This is a genomic window from Streptomyces coryli (genome assembly GCF_011044975.1).
Lineage (GTDB): Bacteria > Actinomycetota > Actinomycetes > Streptomycetales > Streptomycetaceae > Streptomyces > Streptomyces coryli.
In genome coordinates this window covers 32,191-48,125 of sequence record NZ_JAAKZV010000033.1, presented here as the reverse complement: position 1 = coordinate 48,125, position 15,935 = coordinate 32,191, and the positions used below count along the sequence as shown (strand labels likewise).

At 70.7% G+C, this 15,935-nt stretch carries 15 protein-coding genes and 1 pseudogene; 6 read left to right on the top strand and 10 right to left on the bottom strand.

Annotation, left to right across the window (positions count from 1 at the left end; all coding sequences use genetic code 11):
• Nucleotides 1-182: 182 nt before the first annotated feature.
• Entirely contained in the window at nucleotides 183-995 is an 813-nt protein-coding gene (locus G5C51_RS10875; RefSeq protein ID WP_165235642.1) for an exodeoxyribonuclease III, read from the bottom strand.
• Between the two features lie 55 nt (nucleotides 996-1,050).
• Here G5C51_RS10875 and G5C51_RS10870 point away from each other — a divergent pair, with 55 nt between their 5' ends.
• Together G5C51_RS10870 and G5C51_RS10865 are read left to right on the top strand one after the other, a co-directional pair.
• On the top strand, nucleotides 1,051-1,530 hold the full coding sequence (locus tag G5C51_RS10870) for a GNAT family N-acetyltransferase (RefSeq protein ID WP_206313687.1): 480 nt from the start codon (nucleotides 1,051-1,053) through the stop codon (nucleotides 1,528-1,530).
• A 235-nt stretch (nucleotides 1,531-1,765) separates the two neighbouring features.
• Nucleotides 1,766-2,776, top strand: a complete 1,011-nt coding sequence (locus tag G5C51_RS10865; protein WP_165235639.1) for an NAD(P)-dependent oxidoreductase — start codon at nucleotides 1,766-1,768, stop codon at nucleotides 2,774-2,776.
• 18 nt (nucleotides 2,777-2,794) lie between these two features.
• Here the strand turns inward: G5C51_RS10865 and G5C51_RS10860 are convergent, their stop codons facing one another.
• Genes G5C51_RS10860 through G5C51_RS10840 form a run of 5 tightly spaced genes read right to left on the bottom strand, consistent with a single transcriptional unit; the run spans nucleotide 2,795 to nucleotide 10,770 of the window.
• The gene (locus tag G5C51_RS10860; protein WP_165235636.1) at nucleotides 2,795-4,063 is read right to left on the bottom strand and encodes a nitrate/nitrite transporter; all 1,269 of its coding nucleotides are present in this window, start codon (nucleotides 4,061-4,063) and stop codon (nucleotides 2,795-2,797) included.
• Nucleotides 4,063-4,785, bottom strand: a complete 723-nt coding sequence (narI, locus tag G5C51_RS10855; RefSeq protein WP_165235633.1) for a respiratory nitrate reductase subunit gamma — start codon at nucleotides 4,783-4,785, stop codon at nucleotides 4,063-4,065. The genes G5C51_RS10860 and narI overlap by 1 nt, the downstream gene beginning before the upstream one ends.
• Nucleotides 4,782-5,402: a nitrate reductase molybdenum cofactor assembly chaperone gene (narJ, locus tag G5C51_RS10850; RefSeq protein WP_338118091.1), complete on the bottom strand. Its 621-nt coding sequence runs from the start codon at nucleotides 5,400-5,402 to the stop codon at nucleotides 4,782-4,784. The genes narI and narJ overlap by 4 nt, the downstream gene beginning before the upstream one ends.
• Nucleotides 5,399-7,069 carry a nitrate reductase subunit beta gene (gene narH, locus G5C51_RS10845; RefSeq protein WP_165235630.1) on the bottom strand — a complete coding sequence of 557 codons (1,671 nt, stop codon included), beginning with the start codon at nucleotides 7,067-7,069 and terminating at the stop codon, nucleotides 5,399-5,401. Before narH ends, narJ begins: the two co-directional genes overlap by 4 nt.
• Nucleotides 7,069-10,770, bottom strand: coding sequence for a nitrate reductase subunit alpha (locus tag G5C51_RS10840; RefSeq protein WP_165235627.1), 3,702 nt, complete (start codon nucleotides 10,768-10,770; stop codon nucleotides 7,069-7,071). The genes narH and G5C51_RS10840 overlap by 1 nt, the downstream gene beginning before the upstream one ends.
• A 187-nt stretch (nucleotides 10,771-10,957) precedes the next feature.
• Between G5C51_RS10840 and G5C51_RS10835 the strand changes: the two genes are divergently transcribed.
• Nucleotides 10,958-11,323: a DUF1801 domain-containing protein gene (locus tag G5C51_RS10835; RefSeq protein ID WP_165235624.1), complete on the top strand. Its 366-nt coding sequence runs from the start codon at nucleotides 10,958-10,960 to the stop codon at nucleotides 11,321-11,323.
• Here G5C51_RS10835 and G5C51_RS10830 read toward each other — a convergent pair.
• On the bottom strand, nucleotides 11,310-12,275 hold the full coding sequence (locus G5C51_RS10830) for an NAD(P)-dependent alcohol dehydrogenase (protein ID WP_165235621.1): 966 nt from the start codon (nucleotides 12,273-12,275) through the stop codon (nucleotides 11,310-11,312). The genes G5C51_RS10835 and G5C51_RS10830 overlap by 14 nt on opposite strands.
• 102 nt (nucleotides 12,276-12,377) lie before the next feature.
• Here G5C51_RS10830 and G5C51_RS10825 point away from each other — a divergent pair, with 102 nt between their 5' ends.
• Complete coding sequence (locus G5C51_RS10825) at nucleotides 12,378-13,112, top strand: TetR/AcrR family transcriptional regulator (RefSeq protein WP_165235618.1); 735 nt, start codon at nucleotides 12,378-12,380, stop codon at nucleotides 13,110-13,112.
• On the opposite strand, the gene G5C51_RS10820 is transcribed toward G5C51_RS10825, so the two are convergent.
• The gene (locus G5C51_RS10820) at nucleotides 13,063-13,572 is read right to left on the bottom strand and encodes an NADAR family protein (RefSeq protein ID WP_165235615.1); all 510 of its coding nucleotides are present in this window, start codon (nucleotides 13,570-13,572) and stop codon (nucleotides 13,063-13,065) included. The genes G5C51_RS10825 and G5C51_RS10820 overlap by 50 nt on opposite strands.
• A gap of 114 nt (nucleotides 13,573-13,686) precedes the next feature.
• On the opposite strand from G5C51_RS10820, the gene G5C51_RS10815 reads away from it, so the two are divergent.
• A complete protein-coding gene (locus tag G5C51_RS10815) occupies nucleotides 13,687-13,920 on the top strand; it encodes a hypothetical protein (RefSeq protein WP_165235612.1) in 234 nt (77 codons plus the stop codon).
• A gap of 194 nt (nucleotides 13,921-14,114) precedes the next feature.
• Nucleotides 14,115-15,518, top strand: a complete 1,404-nt coding sequence (locus G5C51_RS10810; protein WP_165235609.1) for an MFS transporter — start codon at nucleotides 14,115-14,117, stop codon at nucleotides 15,516-15,518.
• On the opposite strand, the gene G5C51_RS44020 is transcribed toward G5C51_RS10810, so the two are convergent.
• A complete protein-coding gene (locus tag G5C51_RS44020; RefSeq protein WP_240929550.1) occupies nucleotides 15,485-15,679 on the bottom strand; it encodes a hypothetical protein in 195 nt (64 codons plus the stop codon). The genes G5C51_RS10810 and G5C51_RS44020 overlap by 34 nt on opposite strands.
• A gap of 126 nt (nucleotides 15,680-15,805) precedes the next feature.
• A pseudogene (locus G5C51_RS44015) lies at nucleotides 15,806-15,910 on the bottom strand (hypothetical protein); the annotation flags it as partial.
• Between the last annotated feature and the right edge of the window lie 25 nt (nucleotides 15,911-15,935).

The following is a 15,935-nucleotide window of genomic DNA, read 5'->3' as shown; positions in this document are numbered from 1 at the left end:
CTCCCACCGGCACCGAGCCGATCGCAAGACGGCAGCGCGGCCGTCACCATCCGATGCCAAGCCACCCGCCGCCTCCCCCGACGCCAAGCCATCCGATGCCAAGCCACCCGCCTCTCTCCCCCCCAGACCTAGAGGCGAGGCCTGTGGCTGCTGCTCTGGGCGTGGGCCGGCCGGCAGGCCCCTCAGCGCACAGCCCCATAAGCCACCGTCACCGGCGCATGATCGCTCCACCGCTCCGGATGCGAGTTAGCCCGCTCCACCCAGCCCTTGATCGCCCGCCCCGCCAGGCCCTTCGTCGCCACGTGGAGGTCGATGCGCCACCCCGAGTCATTGTCGAAGGCGCGGCCCATGTACGACCACCACGTGTACGGGCCCGTCGCGCCCGGATGCAGGGCGCGCATCACGTCCGTGTAGCCCGAAGTCTCCGCGAAGACCTGCGACAGCCACTCCCGCTCCTCCGGCAGGAAGCCTGAGTTCTTGCGGTTGCCGCGCCAGTTCTTGATGTCGGCCTCGGTGTGGGCGATGTTCCAGTCGCCGCAGATCAGGACCTCGCGGCCGTCCGCCGCCGCGCGTTCGCGCAGGGCCTTCAGGTACGGGAGGAACTCCGCCATGAAGCGTTCCTTCTCCTCCTGGCGTGGGGTGCCCACATCGCCCGAGGGGAGGTAGAGCGACGCCACCGTCACGCCGGGCAGGTCCGCCTCCACGTAGCGGCCGCTGCTGTCGAATTCCGTCGAGCCGAAGCCGATGCGGACCGCGTCCGGCTCCCGGCGGGTGTAGAGCGCCACCCCTGCCCGGCCCTTCGTCGCCGCCGACGCCGGGGCGAACACCGTGTGCCAGCCCTCCGGCGTGCGCGCCTCGGCCGGCAGCTGCTCGGGCTCGGCCCGTACCTCCTGGAGGCAGATCACCTCGGCGGCGGTCTCCGCCAGCCACGGCAGGAAGCCCTTGCGGGTCGCGGCCCGCAGGCCGTTCACGTTCACGGAGGTCACGGTGAGCATCCCGGCACGATATCCGGTCGGGAGGAGGCGGCCGGGGCGCCGTACGATTCCTGACATGCGCATAGTCCCGGTCCCGTACGACCACCCGGATGCCGTGAAGCTCGATGAGCTGGTGCAGCTCGAGTACGTCGAGCGCTACGGCGAAAGCGATGCCAGCCCGATGGATCCGGCGCATTTCGAGCCGCCGCACGGGGTCTATCTGCTCGCCTACGACGAGGACGAGGTCCCCGTCGCCACCGGCGGCTGGCGCGCCAAGAGCGCGACGCCGGAGGGGCTGCGGGACGGGGACGCCGAGATGAAGCGGATGTTCGTCGTCCGTGAGGCGCGGGGGCGGGGGCTGGCGCGGGCGATGATCGCCGCGCTGGAGGACAGCGCGCGGGCCGCGGGCCGGCTGCGCATGGTGCTGGAGACGGGCGGCGAGCAGCCCGAGGCCATCGCCCTCTACCAGTCCTCCGGCTACGCCCCTACGGACCGCTTCGGGCTCTACCGGAACGAGGCGGATGCGCAGTACTTCGCAAAGGATCTCCAAGAGTGAGATAATGGCCGTGCAGTCCGCTTCGGCGGGCTCCTTGGGTGACAGACGGACCGGCCCGAAAATCGGTCCCGATAGCCGAGGAGTGATGCGCGTGAAGGATTCTTCGCGGCAGTAATCCCTGCTCAGTGATTGCCGGGCAGGATGTATCTGCCACGTCTGGGCCCGCGCGGCGAGGCATCTTCCAATTGGATGCCGCAGCCGAGCGGGCCTTCCCCGTTCCTGCGACGATGATTGCGTGGAGATCATCGCGTTCGGAGTGCAGCGGGACGAGCAGGCCATTCTGGAACGGGCCTTCGCCAAGGGGTTCGGCGGGGAGCACGAGGTGCGCATGCTGCGCCTCTTCCTCAATGCCGACACCGTGGCCACGGCCGCCGGTTACGAAGTGGTGCTGACCAGTGTCAACGCCGAGCTGGACGCCGATGTGCTGCGGACCCTCGCGGCCGGCGGCACCCGGCTGATCGCCCAGCGGTCCACCGGCTACAACAACATCGACCTGGACGCGGCCCGCGCCTCTGGCATCGCCGTCGCCCGCGTCTCGTACTACTCCCCGTACTCCGTCGCCGAATTCGCCTGGTCGCTCGCGCTCGCCGTGAACCGGCGGATCCCGCGCGCGGCCGCCCGCTCCCGGGACTTCAACTTCCGGCTGGACGGGCTGATGGGCCGCGATTTCCACGGCCGTACGGCCGGCGTGCTCGGCACCGGAAAGATCGGCGCCGTCTTCGCGAAGATCGCGCACGGCTTCGGGATGCGGCTGCTGGGCACCGATGTCGCCGAGAATCCGGAGTGCCTCGAGCTCGGGATGACCTACGTCGACCGGGAGACCCTCTTCCGCGAGGCGGATCTCGTCAGCCTGCACACGCCGCTGCTGGACGCCACGCACCATGTGATCGACGCCGACGCGCTCGCGCTGATGAAGGAGGACGCGATCCTCGTCAACTCCAGCCGCGGCGGGCTCATCGACACCCAGGCGCTCATCGAGACGCTGCGCACGGGCAAGCTCGACGGCGTGGGCCTCGACGTCTACGAGGAGGAGGCCGGGGTCTTCTTCCACGACAAGTCGCTCGAGGTGATGACCGACGACGTCCTCGCCCGGCTGATGACCTTCCGGAACGTCATCGTCACCTCGCACCAGGCGTACTTCACGCAGGACGCGGTCGGGCAGATCATGTCCGCGACCGTCGACAACGTCCGCGACCACCTGGCCGGGCGCACCAGCGAGAACTTCCTGGTCACGCCCGGCCGTTGAGGCCCCTCCGGGCCGCCGCTACTGGTCGCGGTCCCGGCCCGCCATCCGCGTCTGATAGCCCGCGGCCGGCCGGGTCGCCACGCGTGGTGCCGCCGCCCCGGCGTCCCGCATCCGCCCGTACGCGTACACGCACCCGGCCAGCGCCAGCATCGCCAGCAGCATGAAGCCGAGCGCGTACGAGTGCTTGCCGCTGTAGATCGCGCCCATCACCAGCGGCGGTACGAAGCCGCCGAGGCCGCCGATCGCGCCGACGATGCCGGTGACCGAGCCGACCTGCTGCTGCGGCGTCACCTGCGACACGAGTGCGAAGACCGAGCCGGACGCGGTGCCGAGGCCTGCCGCCATGGTGAGGAAGGCGATGGTGCCGACCGGGTTCAGCGACGGGTCGAAGGCCTGGACGATCGCGAAGAGCGCGACGACCGCCAGCGCCCAGGCCGTCACGACCGCCGGGTGGATGCGGTCGGAGAGCCAGCCGCCGATGGGGCGGAAGAGGACGGTGACCAGGGCGAAGCCCGCCGCCTTGGTGCCCGCGTCGGTCGGCGACAGCTCGTACCAGGTCTTCAGGTACGTGGGCAGATAGACGCCGAAGGCGACGATGCCGCCGAAGCCGATCGCGTACAGCGCCGACAGCTCCCACGTCACCCGCAGGCTGCCCGCGTCGGCCAGCCGGGACATCAGCGATGTCGCCGGCACCTTCCGGTCCGGGTGGTCGGACAGCAGCAGCATCGCGAGCACCGCGTATACGGCCAGCGCGATGGCCAGCAGCCAGAACGGCAGGTTCTCGCTGTTCTTGTACAGCCGCGGCGTGAAGAAGCCGGACAGCGCGACGCCGCCCATGCCCATGCCGAAGATGCCGAGCGCGAAGCCGCGCTGCTTCGGCGGGAACCAGGAGTTGACGTGCGGGACGCCGATGGCGAAGGTAGTGCCGCCGAGGCCGAGGATGAAGCCGACCAGCAGCAGCGCCCAGTACGAGCTCTTCGCCGGGATCAGCAGCAGCACCGGGATGATGGTGAGCGCCGCGAGCAGCGGGAACATCTTCCGCGCGCCGAACTTGTCGGTCAGCGCACCCACCGGGATCCGCCCGAGCGAGCCGACGATGACCGGCACGGCCACCATCAGCGACTGCTGGAACGAGGAGAACCCCAGCTTGTCGTTGAGGTTCGCCGCGATCGGGGCGATCAGGTTCCAGGCCCAGAAGGTCAGCCCGAAGCCGACCGTGGCCACGATGAGGTTGCGGTATGCGGCGGCGGAGGGTCTCGTCCCGGCGGCGGGTGTTGCTTCGGTCATCACTGTCCGATCCGCTCCCAGCCGCGGCGCTCGGGGCGTGCGGTCAGGCGCTCGGTGTCACGGCTGCGGTAGACGATGTAGGGGCGGAAGAGGTACTGCAGCGGCGCGCTGAACATGTGCACCAGGCGGGAGAAGGGCACCAGGGCGATCAGCGCCAGCCCGACCACGACGTGGATCTGGTACAGCACCGGCACGCCCACCATCAGCTCGGTCTTGGGCTGGAGGGTGAAGATGCTGCGCAGCCAGGGCGAGATGGTGTGCCGGTAGTTGTAGCCCTCGCCGGAGGCGTGCGTCAGCTTGGCCACCATGCCCAGCACGATCGCGGCCAGCAGCACCAGGTACATGAGCTTGTCGTTGCGGGTGGTGGCGAGGAAGACAGGGCCTGTGGTCCGGCGGCGGTAGATCAGCAGCACGATGCCGGCGACGGTGAGGACGCCGGCCGCGGTGCCGCCGATGAGCGACATCAGGTGGTACGCGTGCTCGTTGACGCCGAGCTTGTCGGTCCACGACTCGGGGATGAGCAGGCCCATCACATGCCCGGCGAGCACGAAGAGGATGCCGTAGTGGAAGGCGGGCGAGGCCCAGCGCAGCAGCTTGGACTCGTACAGCTGGGAGGAGCGGGTGGTCCAGCCGAACTTGTCGTAGCGGTAGCGCCAGATCAGCCCGCCGATCAGCAGGACGAGGATGACGTAGGGGAGGATCCCCCACAGCAGCGTGGTCAACGGGGGCCTCCGGTCGGAGCGGCACTGGGCGTGAACGTCGGCATCGGGAGCGGGGTCTTGCCGCCATACGGCTCCAGGCCGACGTCCTCGCGCGGCGGGCCGTTCTTCGCCATCTGCATCGCGGCGGCGCGGTCCTTCGGGGACGGTCCTGGCAGGGTGGCGCAGACCGCCTCCAGCACCTGCGCGTACGGCGTACCGCAGTCGGCGAGCGACAGCCGCAGCAGCTCCAGGCCGGGGCGGTGCTCGTGCAGCAGCGCGGCGTCACCCGTGGTGGCGGTGAAGTCGAGCACCGCGGGCAGGAAGTCGGGCAGCTCGCCGTCGCCGGTGAACTCCATGCCGTGCGCCCGGTACTTCTCCTTGAAGGCGACCAGGGCGACGCCGCGGCGGCGGGTGTCGCCGTCGCGCCACCAGCTGAGGTAGAGGCAGCGGCGGGCGCGGAAGTCGAAGACCTCGGTGTAGTGGGCGGCGAGCTCGTCGAGCGGGGTGGCCTCGACGTGATCGAGGAACGGGCCGAGCTCTGGGGCCAGTCGGCGCATCGCGGGCAGGTCGGCGTACAGGTCCGCGTCGGGATAGATCAGGGCCGCTCCCGCGGCACGGTAGACGCCGGTGTTCTTCACTGCCTCTCCTCACGGTCGGGGAACAGGCCCTCCGGGCGGCCGTTGCCGTCCCAGTTGAGGAGGTTGACGCGGCTGCGGCCGGTATCGGCGGGCTCGTCGGCGGTGGCGCGGTCGGCGAGCACGTGGAAGTTCTCCACGGCGACGGGCGCCGGGCGGCCCGACGCCTCGCCGACGGGCCCGGACCCGCCCATGCCGGGCCCGCCCTCGAAGTCGAGGCTGCAGCCCTCGGGGAGGACCGACTCCTCCAGCGCCTGGGCGTTGCCGACCGCGGCGGTCGGGATGACGTAGCGGTCCTCGTACTTGGCGACGGCCAAAAGCCGGTACATCTCCTCGATCTCGTACGCCGACATCCCCACCCGCTCCGCGGTCGAGCCGTCCGGCGTGCCGCCGAGGTTGATCTCGCGCATGTGCGAGCGCATCGCGGCGAGCTTCTCCAGCGAGGCCCGTACGGGGCGCATGTCGCCCGCGGTGAAGATCTCCGCCAGGTATTCGAGCGGGATGCGCAGGGTGTCGATGGCGCCGAAGAGATTGTCCGCCTCCTCGCCGTCGTGGCCGGTCTCGTTGAGCGCGTCGACGACCGGGGAGAGCGGCGGGATGTACCAGACCATCGGCATCGTCCGGTACTCCGGGTGCAGCGGCAGCGCGACCTTGTACTTGCTGATCAGCGCGTGCACCGGCGAGCGGCGGGCGGCTTCGATCCAGTCGTACGGGATGCCGTCGCGCTCGGCCGCAGCCCGTACCTCCGGGTCCTCCGGGTCGAGGAAGATGCCCAGCTGCTCCTCGTAGAGGTCGGTCTCGCGGGGCGCGGAGGCGGCGCGGGTGACCTGGTCGGCGTCGTAGAGGATCACGCCGAGATAACGCAGCCGGCCGACGCAGGTCTCGGAGCAGACGGTGGGCAGCCCGACCTCCAGGCGCGGGTAGCACAGCGTGCACTTCTCGGCCTTGCCGGTGCGGTGGTTGAAGTAGACCTTCTTGTACGGGCAGCCGGTCACGCACTGCCGCCAGCCGCGGCAGGAGTCCTGGTCGACGAGCACGATGCCGTCCTCGGCCCGCTTGTACATCGCGCCGGACGGGCAGGAGGCCACGCAGGCCGGGTTGATGCAGTGCTCGCAGATCCGCGGCAGATAGAACATGAAGGTCTGCTCGAAGGCGAACTTCACCTTCTCCGCGGCCTGTTCGCGGACCTTGGCCACCATCGGGTCGAGGTCGCCGTGCTCGGGGGCGCCGCCGAGGTTGTCGTCCCAGTTCGACGACCACTCGATCTTCATCGGCTTGCCGGAGATCAGCGAGCGCGGCTCAGCCACCGGGAAGTCATCGCCGAGGGGCGCGTTGGTGAGCTTGTGGTAGTCGTACGTCCAGGGCTCGTAGTAGTCCTTGATGTCCGGCAGCACGGGGTTGGAGAAGATCTCCGCGAGCCGCTTGAGGCGGCCGCCCTGCTTGAGCTTGAGCTTGCCGCGCTTGTTGAGCTCCCAGCCGCCCTTCCAGCGCTGCTGGTCCTCGTAGCGGCGCGGATAGCCCTGCCCTGGCCGGGTCTCGACGTTGTTGAACCACACGTATTCGACGCCGCTGCGGTTGGTCCACGCCTGCTTGCAGGTGACCGAGCAGGTGTGGCAGCCGATGCACTTGTCGAGGTTCATGACCATGGCGATCTGCGACATGACCTTCATCAGTAGGTCACCTCCTGCGAGCGGCGGCGGATGACGGTGACCTCGTCGCGCTGATTGCCCGTCGGGCCCAGGTAGTTGAAGGCCCAGCTGAACTGGGCGTAGCCGCCGATCAGATGCGATGGCTTGAGGATCAGCCTGGTCAGGGAGTTGTGGATGCCGCCGCGGCGGCCGGTGGTCTCGGTCTTGGGCACGTTCACCGTTCGTTCCTGTGCGTGGTGCATGTAGACCGTCCCGGCCGGCATCCGGTGCGAGACGACGGCGCGGGCGACGACGACGCCGTTGCGGTTCATCGCCTCGATCCAGTCGTTGTCGCGGACCCCGATGGCGTCGGCGTCCTGCGGGGACATCCAGATCAGCTGGCCGCCGCGGGAGAGGGACAGCATGAACAGGTTGTCCTGGTACTCGGAGTGGATGGACCACTTGTTGTGCGGGGTGAGGTAGCGGACCGTCACCTCCGCCTGGCCGTCGGGACCGAGGCGTGGCTCGCCGAAGAGCCGGTTCATGTCGAGGGGTGGCCGGTAGGTGACCAGCGCCTCGCCCAGCTCGTGCATCCAGTCGTGGTCGACGAAGAACTGCTGCCGGCCGGTGAGGGTGTGCCAGGGCTTGAGGTGCTCGGTGTTGAGCGTGAAGGCCGTATAGCGGCGGCCGCCGGCCTCGCTGCCGGACCACTCCGGAGAGGTGATCACCGGTACGGGAGCGGCCTGGGTGTCGGCGTACGTGATCCGCTTGCCCTCGTGCTCGGCGGCGAGGTGCGCCATCTCCTGGCCGGTGCGCTGCTCCAGGGTGTGGAAGCCCTGGGTGGCGAGGCGGCCGTTCGTCGTCCCGGCGAGGGCGAGGATCGTATTGCAGGCCTTCACGGCGGTGTCGAGCAGCGGGCGCCCTTCGGCCGGGCCCGAACGCATCGTCCCGTTCTGCTGCTTGAGGTACTCGACCTCCTCGTCCGGCCTGAGCGCGATGCCCTTCGCGGGCAGCCCGAGCTGCTCCACCAGCGGGCCGAGCGCCGCCATCTTGTCGCCGACCGCGGTGTAGTCGCGCTCGACGACGGCGATGTTCGGGAAGGTCTTGCCGGGGATCGGCTCGCACTCCCCGCGCTTCCAGTCGGGCGCCACCCCGCCGGGCAGCGCCAGCTCGCCCGGGGTGTCGTGCTGCAGCGCGGTGGCGACCAGGTCCTGGCGGGTGTCGAGGTGCCCGTGGGCCAGTTCGCTGAGCTTCTGCGCGATGGCGTGGAAGGTGGCGAAGTCGCTGCGGGCCTGCCAGGGCGGGTCGATGGCGGGGGTGAAGCTGTGCACGTAGGGGTGCATGTCCGTGGTGGACAGGTCGGCCTTCTCGTACCAGGTGGCCGCCGGGAGCGTGACGTCGGCGAGCAGCGTCGTGGACGTCATCCGGAAGTCCATGGTCAGCAGCAGGTCGAGCTTGCCCTCGGGCGCCTCCTCCCGCCAGGTCACGTCGCGCGGGCGGACCTCGGGCGGGGCCTCGTTGGCGCGGACGGCGTCGTGGGTGCCGAGGAGGTGCTTCTGGAAGTACTCGACGCCCTTGGCCGAGGACCCGAGCAGATTGGCCCGCCATACGGTCAGCACCCGCGGCCAGTTCTCGGGAGCGTCCGGGTCCTCGCAGGCGAAGCCGAGGCTGCCCTCCTTGGCCTGCTGCGCGACGTACGCGGCCGGGTCCTGGCCGGAGGCGAGCGCCTCGTCGGCGAGGTCGAGGGAGTTGCGGTCGAAGGTCGGATACGACGGCATCCACCCCGAACGGGCCGAGTGCGCCAGGCAGTCGGCGCCTGTCATGCCCTCGAAGCGGCCTTCGCCGAGCGGCGAGGCGAGGACGTCGGCGGAGAACTGGTCGTAGCGCCACTGGTCGGTGTTGAGGAACCAGAAGGCGGTCCCGATCATCTGCCGCGGCGGCCGCTGCCAGTCGATGGCGCCCGCGTAGGTGGCCCAGCCGGTGACGGGGCGGCACTTCTCCTGGCCTACGTAGTGCGCCCAGCCGCCGCCGTTACGGCCCTGGCAGCCGGTGAGCTGCAGGAGCGCGAAGAAGGCGCGGTAGATCATCTCCGAGTGGAACCAGTGGTTGGTCCCGGCGCCCATGAGGATCATGCAGCGGCCATTGGACTGCTCGGCGGTCTGCGCGAACTCGCGGCCGATCTTGACGGCTTGTGCGGCGGGTACCGAGGTGTGCACCTCCTGCCAGGCGGGGGTGCCGGGCTGGGTGGCGTCGTCGTATCCGGTCGGCCAGGTGCCGGGGAGGCCGTAGCGCTCCACCCCGTACTGGGCGAGCAGGAGGTCGAAGACCGTGGTGACCAGCTGATTGCTGCCCGGCAGCCGCTTGGCCGGTACGCCCCGGTGCAGCACCTCGCCGCGGCCCTGCCCGTGGTCGCCGCCCTCGGTGTCGAAGCGGGGCAGCAGCACCTCGGCGGCCTCGGAGCCCTCGGTGGCGTAGAGGGTGAGGCGGGGGCTGATGTCCTCCAGGTCGAGATTCCACTTGCCCTTGCCGGAGTCGGTCCAGCGGAAGCCGATGGAGCCGTTGGGGACGGCCGGGTCGCCGGTCTCGTCGTCGGCGACGACCGTCTTCCACTCGGCGCCCTCGCCGGTGTCGCCGAGGTCGGCGGAGCGGACGAACTTGCCGGGGACGTACGCGCCGTCCTTCTCGGTGAGCGTGATGAGGAAGGGCAGGTCGGTGTAGCGCCGGACGTAGTCCTCGAAAAAGGGGACCTGGCGGTCGACGAAGCACTCCTTGAGGACGACGTGCCCCATCGCGATGGCGAGCGCGGCGTCGGTGCCGGGGTGGGGGTGCAGCCACTCGTCGGCGAACTTGGCGTTGTCCGCGTAGTCGGGCGCGACGACGATGACCTTCTGGCCGCGGTAGCGCGCCTCGGCCATCCAGTGCGCGTCCGGGGTGCGGGTGACGGGGACGTTGGAGCCCCACATCATCAGATACGCGGCGTCCCACCAGTCGCCGGACTCGGGCACGTCGGTCTGGTCGCCGAAGACCTGGGGTGAGGCGACCGGGAGGTCGGCGTACCAGTCGTAGAAGGAGAGCATCGGCGCGCCGATGAGGCCCATGAAGCGGGCGCCGACGCCGTGCGAGACCTGCGACATGGCGGGGATGGGCGAGAAGCCGGCGACGCGGTCGGGACCGTACTTCTTGATGGTGTGGACGTGCGCGGCGGCGACGAGCTCGACGGCCTCGTCCCAGCTCGCCCGTACGAGACCGCCCTTGCCGCGGGCCTGCTGGTAGCGGCGGCGGCGCTCGGGGTCGGCCTGGATGTCGGCCCAGGCCGCGACCGGGTCGCGGAGCCGCTGCTTGGCCTCGCGGTACATCTCCAGCAGCACGCCGCGGACATACGGGTAGCGGACCCGGGTCGGCGAGTACGTGTACCAGGAGAAGGCCGCGCCGCGGGGGCACCCGCGCGGCTCGTACTCCGGGCGGTCGGGGCCCACCGACGGATAGCTGGTGTCCTGGGCCTCCCAGGTGATGATCCCGTCCTTGACGTAGACCTTCCAGCGGCAGGAGCCGGTGCAGTTGACCCCGTGCGTGGAGGGGACGACCTTGTCGTGGCTCCAGCGGTCGCGGTAGAAGACGTCGCCGTCGCGGCCGCCCTTTTTGTAGATGGTGCGGTGGTCCGGGGACACGGCGCCGCGGGCGAAATACCTGCCGGTGCGGTGCAGCAGTCCGCTGCCCGCGCTGTCGGGTCCTGGCACGTGCATCTCCTCGGGGCAGACAACGTCGGCAGCGCCACGGTGCACGTGGCACCCACCGCCGCCGCAGGGGCCGCCCTGCCCTTCCGCCGGGCCGAACGGCCTCCCTCGAACGTAGGCACGCGTGCCATACGGCGCCCCCTGAAGACGCCCGTCCGAGTTGCCCCGCGACAGCGGCACGGACACGCTGGTCTGCATGAGAGAGGACGTGGCGGAGATCTTCGCGGCCCGCGACCCGGCGATCGCGGCGCTGGGCCGCAGCACTTACGAGCGGCTGCTCGCGCTCTTTCCCGAAGCGGTGGTGACGGTCGACGGCAACGACATCGGCTTCGGCACGGACGCCGGCTACCGGGGGCTGGTCTTCACCCTCTCCCCGGCGAAGGCCCACGTGACCCTGGGCATCGCGGGCGGCGCGTCCCTGCCCGACCCGGCCGGCCTGCTGCAGGGCACGGGAAAGGTCCACCGCCACGTAAAGCTGCACGCGACCGCGGACCTGGAGCGCCCGGAGCTGACCGAGCTGCTACGGGCGGCGCTGGCCTCGAAGGGCGCTACGCGACCCTGACGACGTACTTGCCCCGCACGCCGCCCGCCTCCAGTGCGCGGTGGGCCGCTGCTGTCTCCTCCAGCGGGAAGACGGTGTGCACCGCCGGGCGCAGCTTTCCCTCGCGTACGTAGCGGGCGAGGTCGTCGAGGTGGTCCTGCGTGGGGTTGCCGCTGAAGAAGCGCACCCGGCCGCGGCCGTGGACCGTGCTCGCCGCGAGGTAGCCGAGCGATGCGACGGGCCGTTTCAGGTCGAAGGCGATGGTGACCATGCGCCCGCGGGGGTTGAGCAGGCGCCGGAAGGTCTCCAGGTCGGTGCCCGCGGTGTCCAGGACGACGTCGAAGCGGCCGAGGTCCGCGGGCCGGACGCTCCGGTGGTCGACCGCCTGGTGCGCCCCGAGACCGCGGACGAAGTCGAGGTTGGCGGCGCGGGCGAGGGCCGTGACCTCGGCGCCGTATGCCTGGCCGAGCTGGACGGCGGCATTGCCGACGCCGCCCGCCGCGCCGCGCACGAGGAGTCGCTCGCCGGGGCGCAGCCCGGCCTTGTCCCGCAGCGCGGTGACGGCCGTGGTGGCCACCGGCAGCGCGGCGGCGTCCACCAGGTCGAGCCCGTCGGGGACCCGGCCGACCCGCTCGGCGGGCACGGTCACGTACTCGGCGGCGCTGCCGAACCCGGAGGTGCGGCCCAGGACGCCCCAGACGCGCTCGCCGACGGCCGGCCGCGTGACTCCGCCGCCCAGCGCGGCGACCTCGCCGGTGAAGTCCAGCCCGACGCGCTTGGGGAACGTCCGGCCGGACACGAGGCGGAGCCGGCCGGCCCGGGCCGCGAGTTCGCCGCCGTTGACGCTGAACGCGCGCACCTTCACCAGCACCTCGCCGGGGGCCGGCTCGGGGCGTGGCACCCGGCCCACGTAGAGCACCTCGGGGCCGCCGTAACGGTCGAAGAGCACTGCCTTCATCATCCGGTCGTTCATCGTTCCGCCTTCACACACCGGTGGCCGTAGAGGTATCTACCGGCGACCGTAAGCTCGTAAGTGGACGCGATCGTCCGTTTGGACCGGAAGCGAGAGACAGTGATGGCGGAATCCTCTCGGATCACAGCCCGCGACGGGGTGCGGGCGGACGCCCGGCGCAACCGGGAGCGCGTCCTCGAAGCCGCCCGCGCGGTCTTCGCCGAGCACGGGATCGACGCCCCGATGGCGACCGTGGCCCGCCGGGCCGGGGTCGGCGTAGCGACGCTGTACCGGCATTTCCCGACCCGGGACGACCTGGTGCGGGGCGCGTTCGCGCAGCAGATGGAGGCCTGTGCAGGGGCGCTCACCGACGCGCTGGCCGCCCCTGACCCGTGGCAGGGCTTCCAGCAGCTGGTCGAGACGGTCTGCGAGCTGCAACGGGAAGAGCGCGGGTTCCCGGCGGCGTTCCTCGCCGCCTTCCCGGACAGCATGCCGCGGCACGCGCAGGCCAGGGAGCGAGCCGAGCGGGACTTCACGACCCTGGTACGCAGGGCGCAGGCGGCGGGCGCGCTGCGGGCCGACTTCCACCCTTCCGACCTCGCCGTGGCCCTGCTGGCCCACTGCGGTCTGGTCGCCGCCCTGCCGGATGACGCCGCGGCGTCCCGGCGCCTGACCGCCTACCTGCTCCAGTCGTTCCGCGCCGGCGCGGCCGGCCGGCCGCTGCCGCCGCCGGCGGCGCTGGCACTGCGCGATCTCCCGCTCGCGGCCGACACCCCGCCGGGGCGGCGGCCCTCCCGGTCCCCCGGCCCTAGCGCAGCCGCTCCCGTACGTCCATCAGCGCGAGCCCGAGCAGATTGAGTCCGCGCCACTCCGCCGGTGTCTGCGCCCGCTCGTCGTCCGCCGCGAGCCCGATCCCCCACACCCGGTCCACCGGGCTCGCCTCGACCAGCACCCGGTCGCCGGTGCGGAGCAGGTAGTCGCGCAGGTCCGGGTGCTGCCCGAACTTGGCCTCGTTGCCGCGCACGACGATGTCGTACCGGTGTGCCGCCCAGGCCTCCTGGTCGAAGCCGCGGACCGTGCGGCCCAGGTCCTTGGCCTGCTTCGGATGTCCGGCCGCGACGATCGCGCGCTCGGCGTCCGTATCCCCGAAGAGGCGCGCCTTGCCCGCCATCGTGAAGTGCTCGGCGGTCGCGTATTCCACCCCGTCGACGGTGAACGGCGCCGGCCACCACTGGCTGAAGCAGCCCTTTCCCACCGAGCCGTCCCGCGTCGGGCGGTGTCCCCAGAAGAAGAGGAACTTCGTCGAATTCGTCACCATGACGAGAAGTCAACGCCACCGGCCGTCCCCGCCGCAAGGCATTTCGATCCGGCCGGCGCGAGATGCGTCACTTTCGGGACCTTGGCCCCTTTTCGATGATGTCTAATGTCCCGCATGTCAGCGCATACCTTGATCTTCATAGGGCTGTTCACCGTCTTCGCGGTGGCGCCCGCCGGCATCGTCGGCCTGCTGGTCTCGCGGAGCTTCGAGCGCTCCGGCGGGCCGCGGCGGCTCGTGCGGCTGTCCGCGCACCCGCACCCCATGGAGAGCGCCGACCTCAGCGAGGCCGAGCAGGACGCCTTCGCCGCGCTCGCCGGCCGGCTCGCCCGGGACCTTCGCGCCTCGTAGCCGACGGCTTCGCGCCTCGTAGCCGACAGCTTCGCGCCTCGTAGCCGACGGCCGGGACCTTCGGCCCTCCCCGCCGGGACCTTCGCCCCTCCGGCACTGGTGACCAACTCCTCTTAAGCGCGCCCGCGCCCTTCCCCGAGCATGGGAAGAAAGCTCGTGAAAACTTTCACAAGCGCCGAGAGGAAAGGCGAGCCATGAGTCCTGTGCTGCAGGAAACAACCGCCAGTACCGGTCGGACGTACGATCCGGACCAGTACCGGCCGGGACGTGCCATCACCGACTGGGAGCCGGAGAACGAGCTCTTCTGGCAGTCCACCGGCAAAAGGGTCGCCGCCCGCAATCTCTGGATCGCCGTCCCCGCGCTGCTCGTCGGCTTCGTCGTCTGGCAGGTCTGGAGCGTCACCGCCACCAACCTCGCCGACGTCGGCTTCGCCTTCTCCACCTCGCAGCTCTTCTGGCTGACCGCGATACCCGGCCTCACCGGCGGCACCGGCCGGCTCTTCTACACCTTCCTCGGCCCCAAGGTCGGCCAGCGCACCTGGACCGCGCTCTCCACGATCGTGCTGGTCGTACCGCTGCTGTGGCTGGGCATCGCCGTCCAGGACACGTCCACGTCCTTCTCCACCATGGCGATCATCGCCGCCCTCTGCGGCATCGGCGGCGCCAACTTCTCCTCCTCCCTCGCCAACATCGGCTTCTTCTTCCCGAAGTCCCAGAAGGGCAACGCCACCGGCATCAACGGCGGCCTCGGCAACCTCGGCGTCTCCGTCGTCCAGCTGCTCACCCCGATCCTGATCACCGCCTCGGCGCTGGCCATCGGCTCCGGCCTGCAGAAGGAGAACGGCGACACGGTCTACCTGCAGAACGCCGCCTTCCTGTGGATCCCGGTGGTCGTGATCCTGGCCGCCGCGGCCTGGTTCGGGCAGAACAACCTCAAGACCGCGTCCAGCTCCTTCGCCCGCCAGAAGGTGATCTTCCGGCGCAAGCACACCTGGCTGATGACCTGGCTTTACGTCGGCACCTTCGGCTCCTTCATCGGCTTCGCGGCCGCGCTGCCGATGCTGATCAAGACCGAGTTCCCCGGCTACTCCGTCGCCACCTACGCCTGGATGGGCCCGGCGCTCGGCGCGCTGATGCGCTGGGCGGGCGGCTGGATCGCGGACAGGCTGGGCGGCGCCCGGGTGACCGTCCTGTCCTTCGCCGGCATGGCGGTGTCGATCATCGGCGTGATCAACTTCCTGGGCTCCGGCAACTTCACCGGCTTCTTCTTCAGCTTCCTGGCCGCCTTCGCCTTCTCCGGCATCGGCAACGGCTCGACCTTCACGCAGATCCCGGTGATCTTCCGGAATCAGCACCTGAAGGGCCTCACCGAGGGCACCGAGGAGTACGCCAAGGCGCTGAAGCAGACCGAGATGGAGGCGGGCGCCGTCACCGGCTTCACCGCCGCCATCGCCGCGTACGGCTTCTTCGCCATCCCGGCCCTGTTCGCCAACTTCGCGGTGACCAGCGCCATGTGGGGCTTCGTCGGCTTCTACGCCAGCTGCCTCGCGGTGACCTGGTGGTACTACGCCCGCAAGGGCGCGGAGTCGCCCTCCTGAGCCACCTGGGCCATCCGCAGGGCCTCCACCAGGTCGCGGTAGAGCGGGTCTCCCGTCAGCAGCTCCTGGTGGGTGCCCCGGGCCCGTATCCGGCCCGCCTCCATCACCACGATCGTGTCGGCGTCGATCACCGTGGACAGCCGGTGGGCGATGGTGACCACGGCGCCCTCACCGGACCGCCGCCGAATGCAGTCGTGCACGGCGGCCTCGGTGAGGGCGTCCAGCTGCGCCGTGGCCTCGTCGAGCAGCAGCACGTCCGGCCGCCGCAGCAGCGCGCGGGCGAGCGCGATCCGCTGCCGCTCGCCGCCGGAGACCGCCGCCGACGACAGCTCCGTGTCGAGGCCGTCGTCGAGACTCGCGGCCTTCTCCGCCAGGCGTACGTCCGCGAGCACCCGGCGCAGCTCCTCGTCGGTCGCT

Excerpts from the sequence above, each read along its gene's own strand:
- G5C51_RS10875 (WP_165235642.1), bottom strand. The coding sequence starts at position 995 with ATGCTCACCGTGACCTCCGTGAACGTGAACGGCCTGCGGGCCGCGACC.
- G5C51_RS10870 (WP_206313687.1), top strand. The coding sequence starts at position 1,051 with ATGCGCATAGTCCCGGTCCCGTACGACCACCCGGATGCCGTGAAGCTC.
- G5C51_RS10860 (WP_165235636.1), bottom strand. The coding sequence starts at position 4,063 with ATGACCGAAGCAACACCCGCCGCCGGGACGAGACCCTCCGCCGCCGCA.
- narH (WP_165235630.1), bottom strand. The coding sequence starts at position 7,069 with ATGAAGGTCATGTCGCAGATCGCCATGGTCATGAACCTCGACAAGTGC.
- G5C51_RS10840 (WP_165235627.1), bottom strand. The coding sequence starts at position 10,770 with ATGCACGTGCCAGGACCCGACAGCGCGGGCAGCGGACTGCTGCACCGC.
- G5C51_RS10835 (WP_165235624.1), top strand. The coding sequence starts at position 10,958 with ATGAGAGAGGACGTGGCGGAGATCTTCGCGGCCCGCGACCCGGCGATC.
- G5C51_RS10830 (WP_165235621.1), bottom strand. The coding sequence starts at position 12,275 with ATGAACGACCGGATGATGAAGGCAGTGCTCTTCGACCGTTACGGCGGC.
- G5C51_RS10825 (WP_165235618.1), top strand. The coding sequence starts at position 12,378 with ATGGCGGAATCCTCTCGGATCACAGCCCGCGACGGGGTGCGGGCGGAC.
- G5C51_RS10820 (WP_165235615.1), bottom strand. The coding sequence starts at position 13,572 with ATGGTGACGAATTCGACGAAGTTCCTCTTCTTCTGGGGACACCGCCCG.
- G5C51_RS10815 (WP_165235612.1), top strand. The coding sequence starts at position 13,687 with ATGTCAGCGCATACCTTGATCTTCATAGGGCTGTTCACCGTCTTCGCG.
- G5C51_RS10810 (WP_165235609.1), top strand. The coding sequence starts at position 14,115 with ATGAGTCCTGTGCTGCAGGAAACAACCGCCAGTACCGGTCGGACGTAC.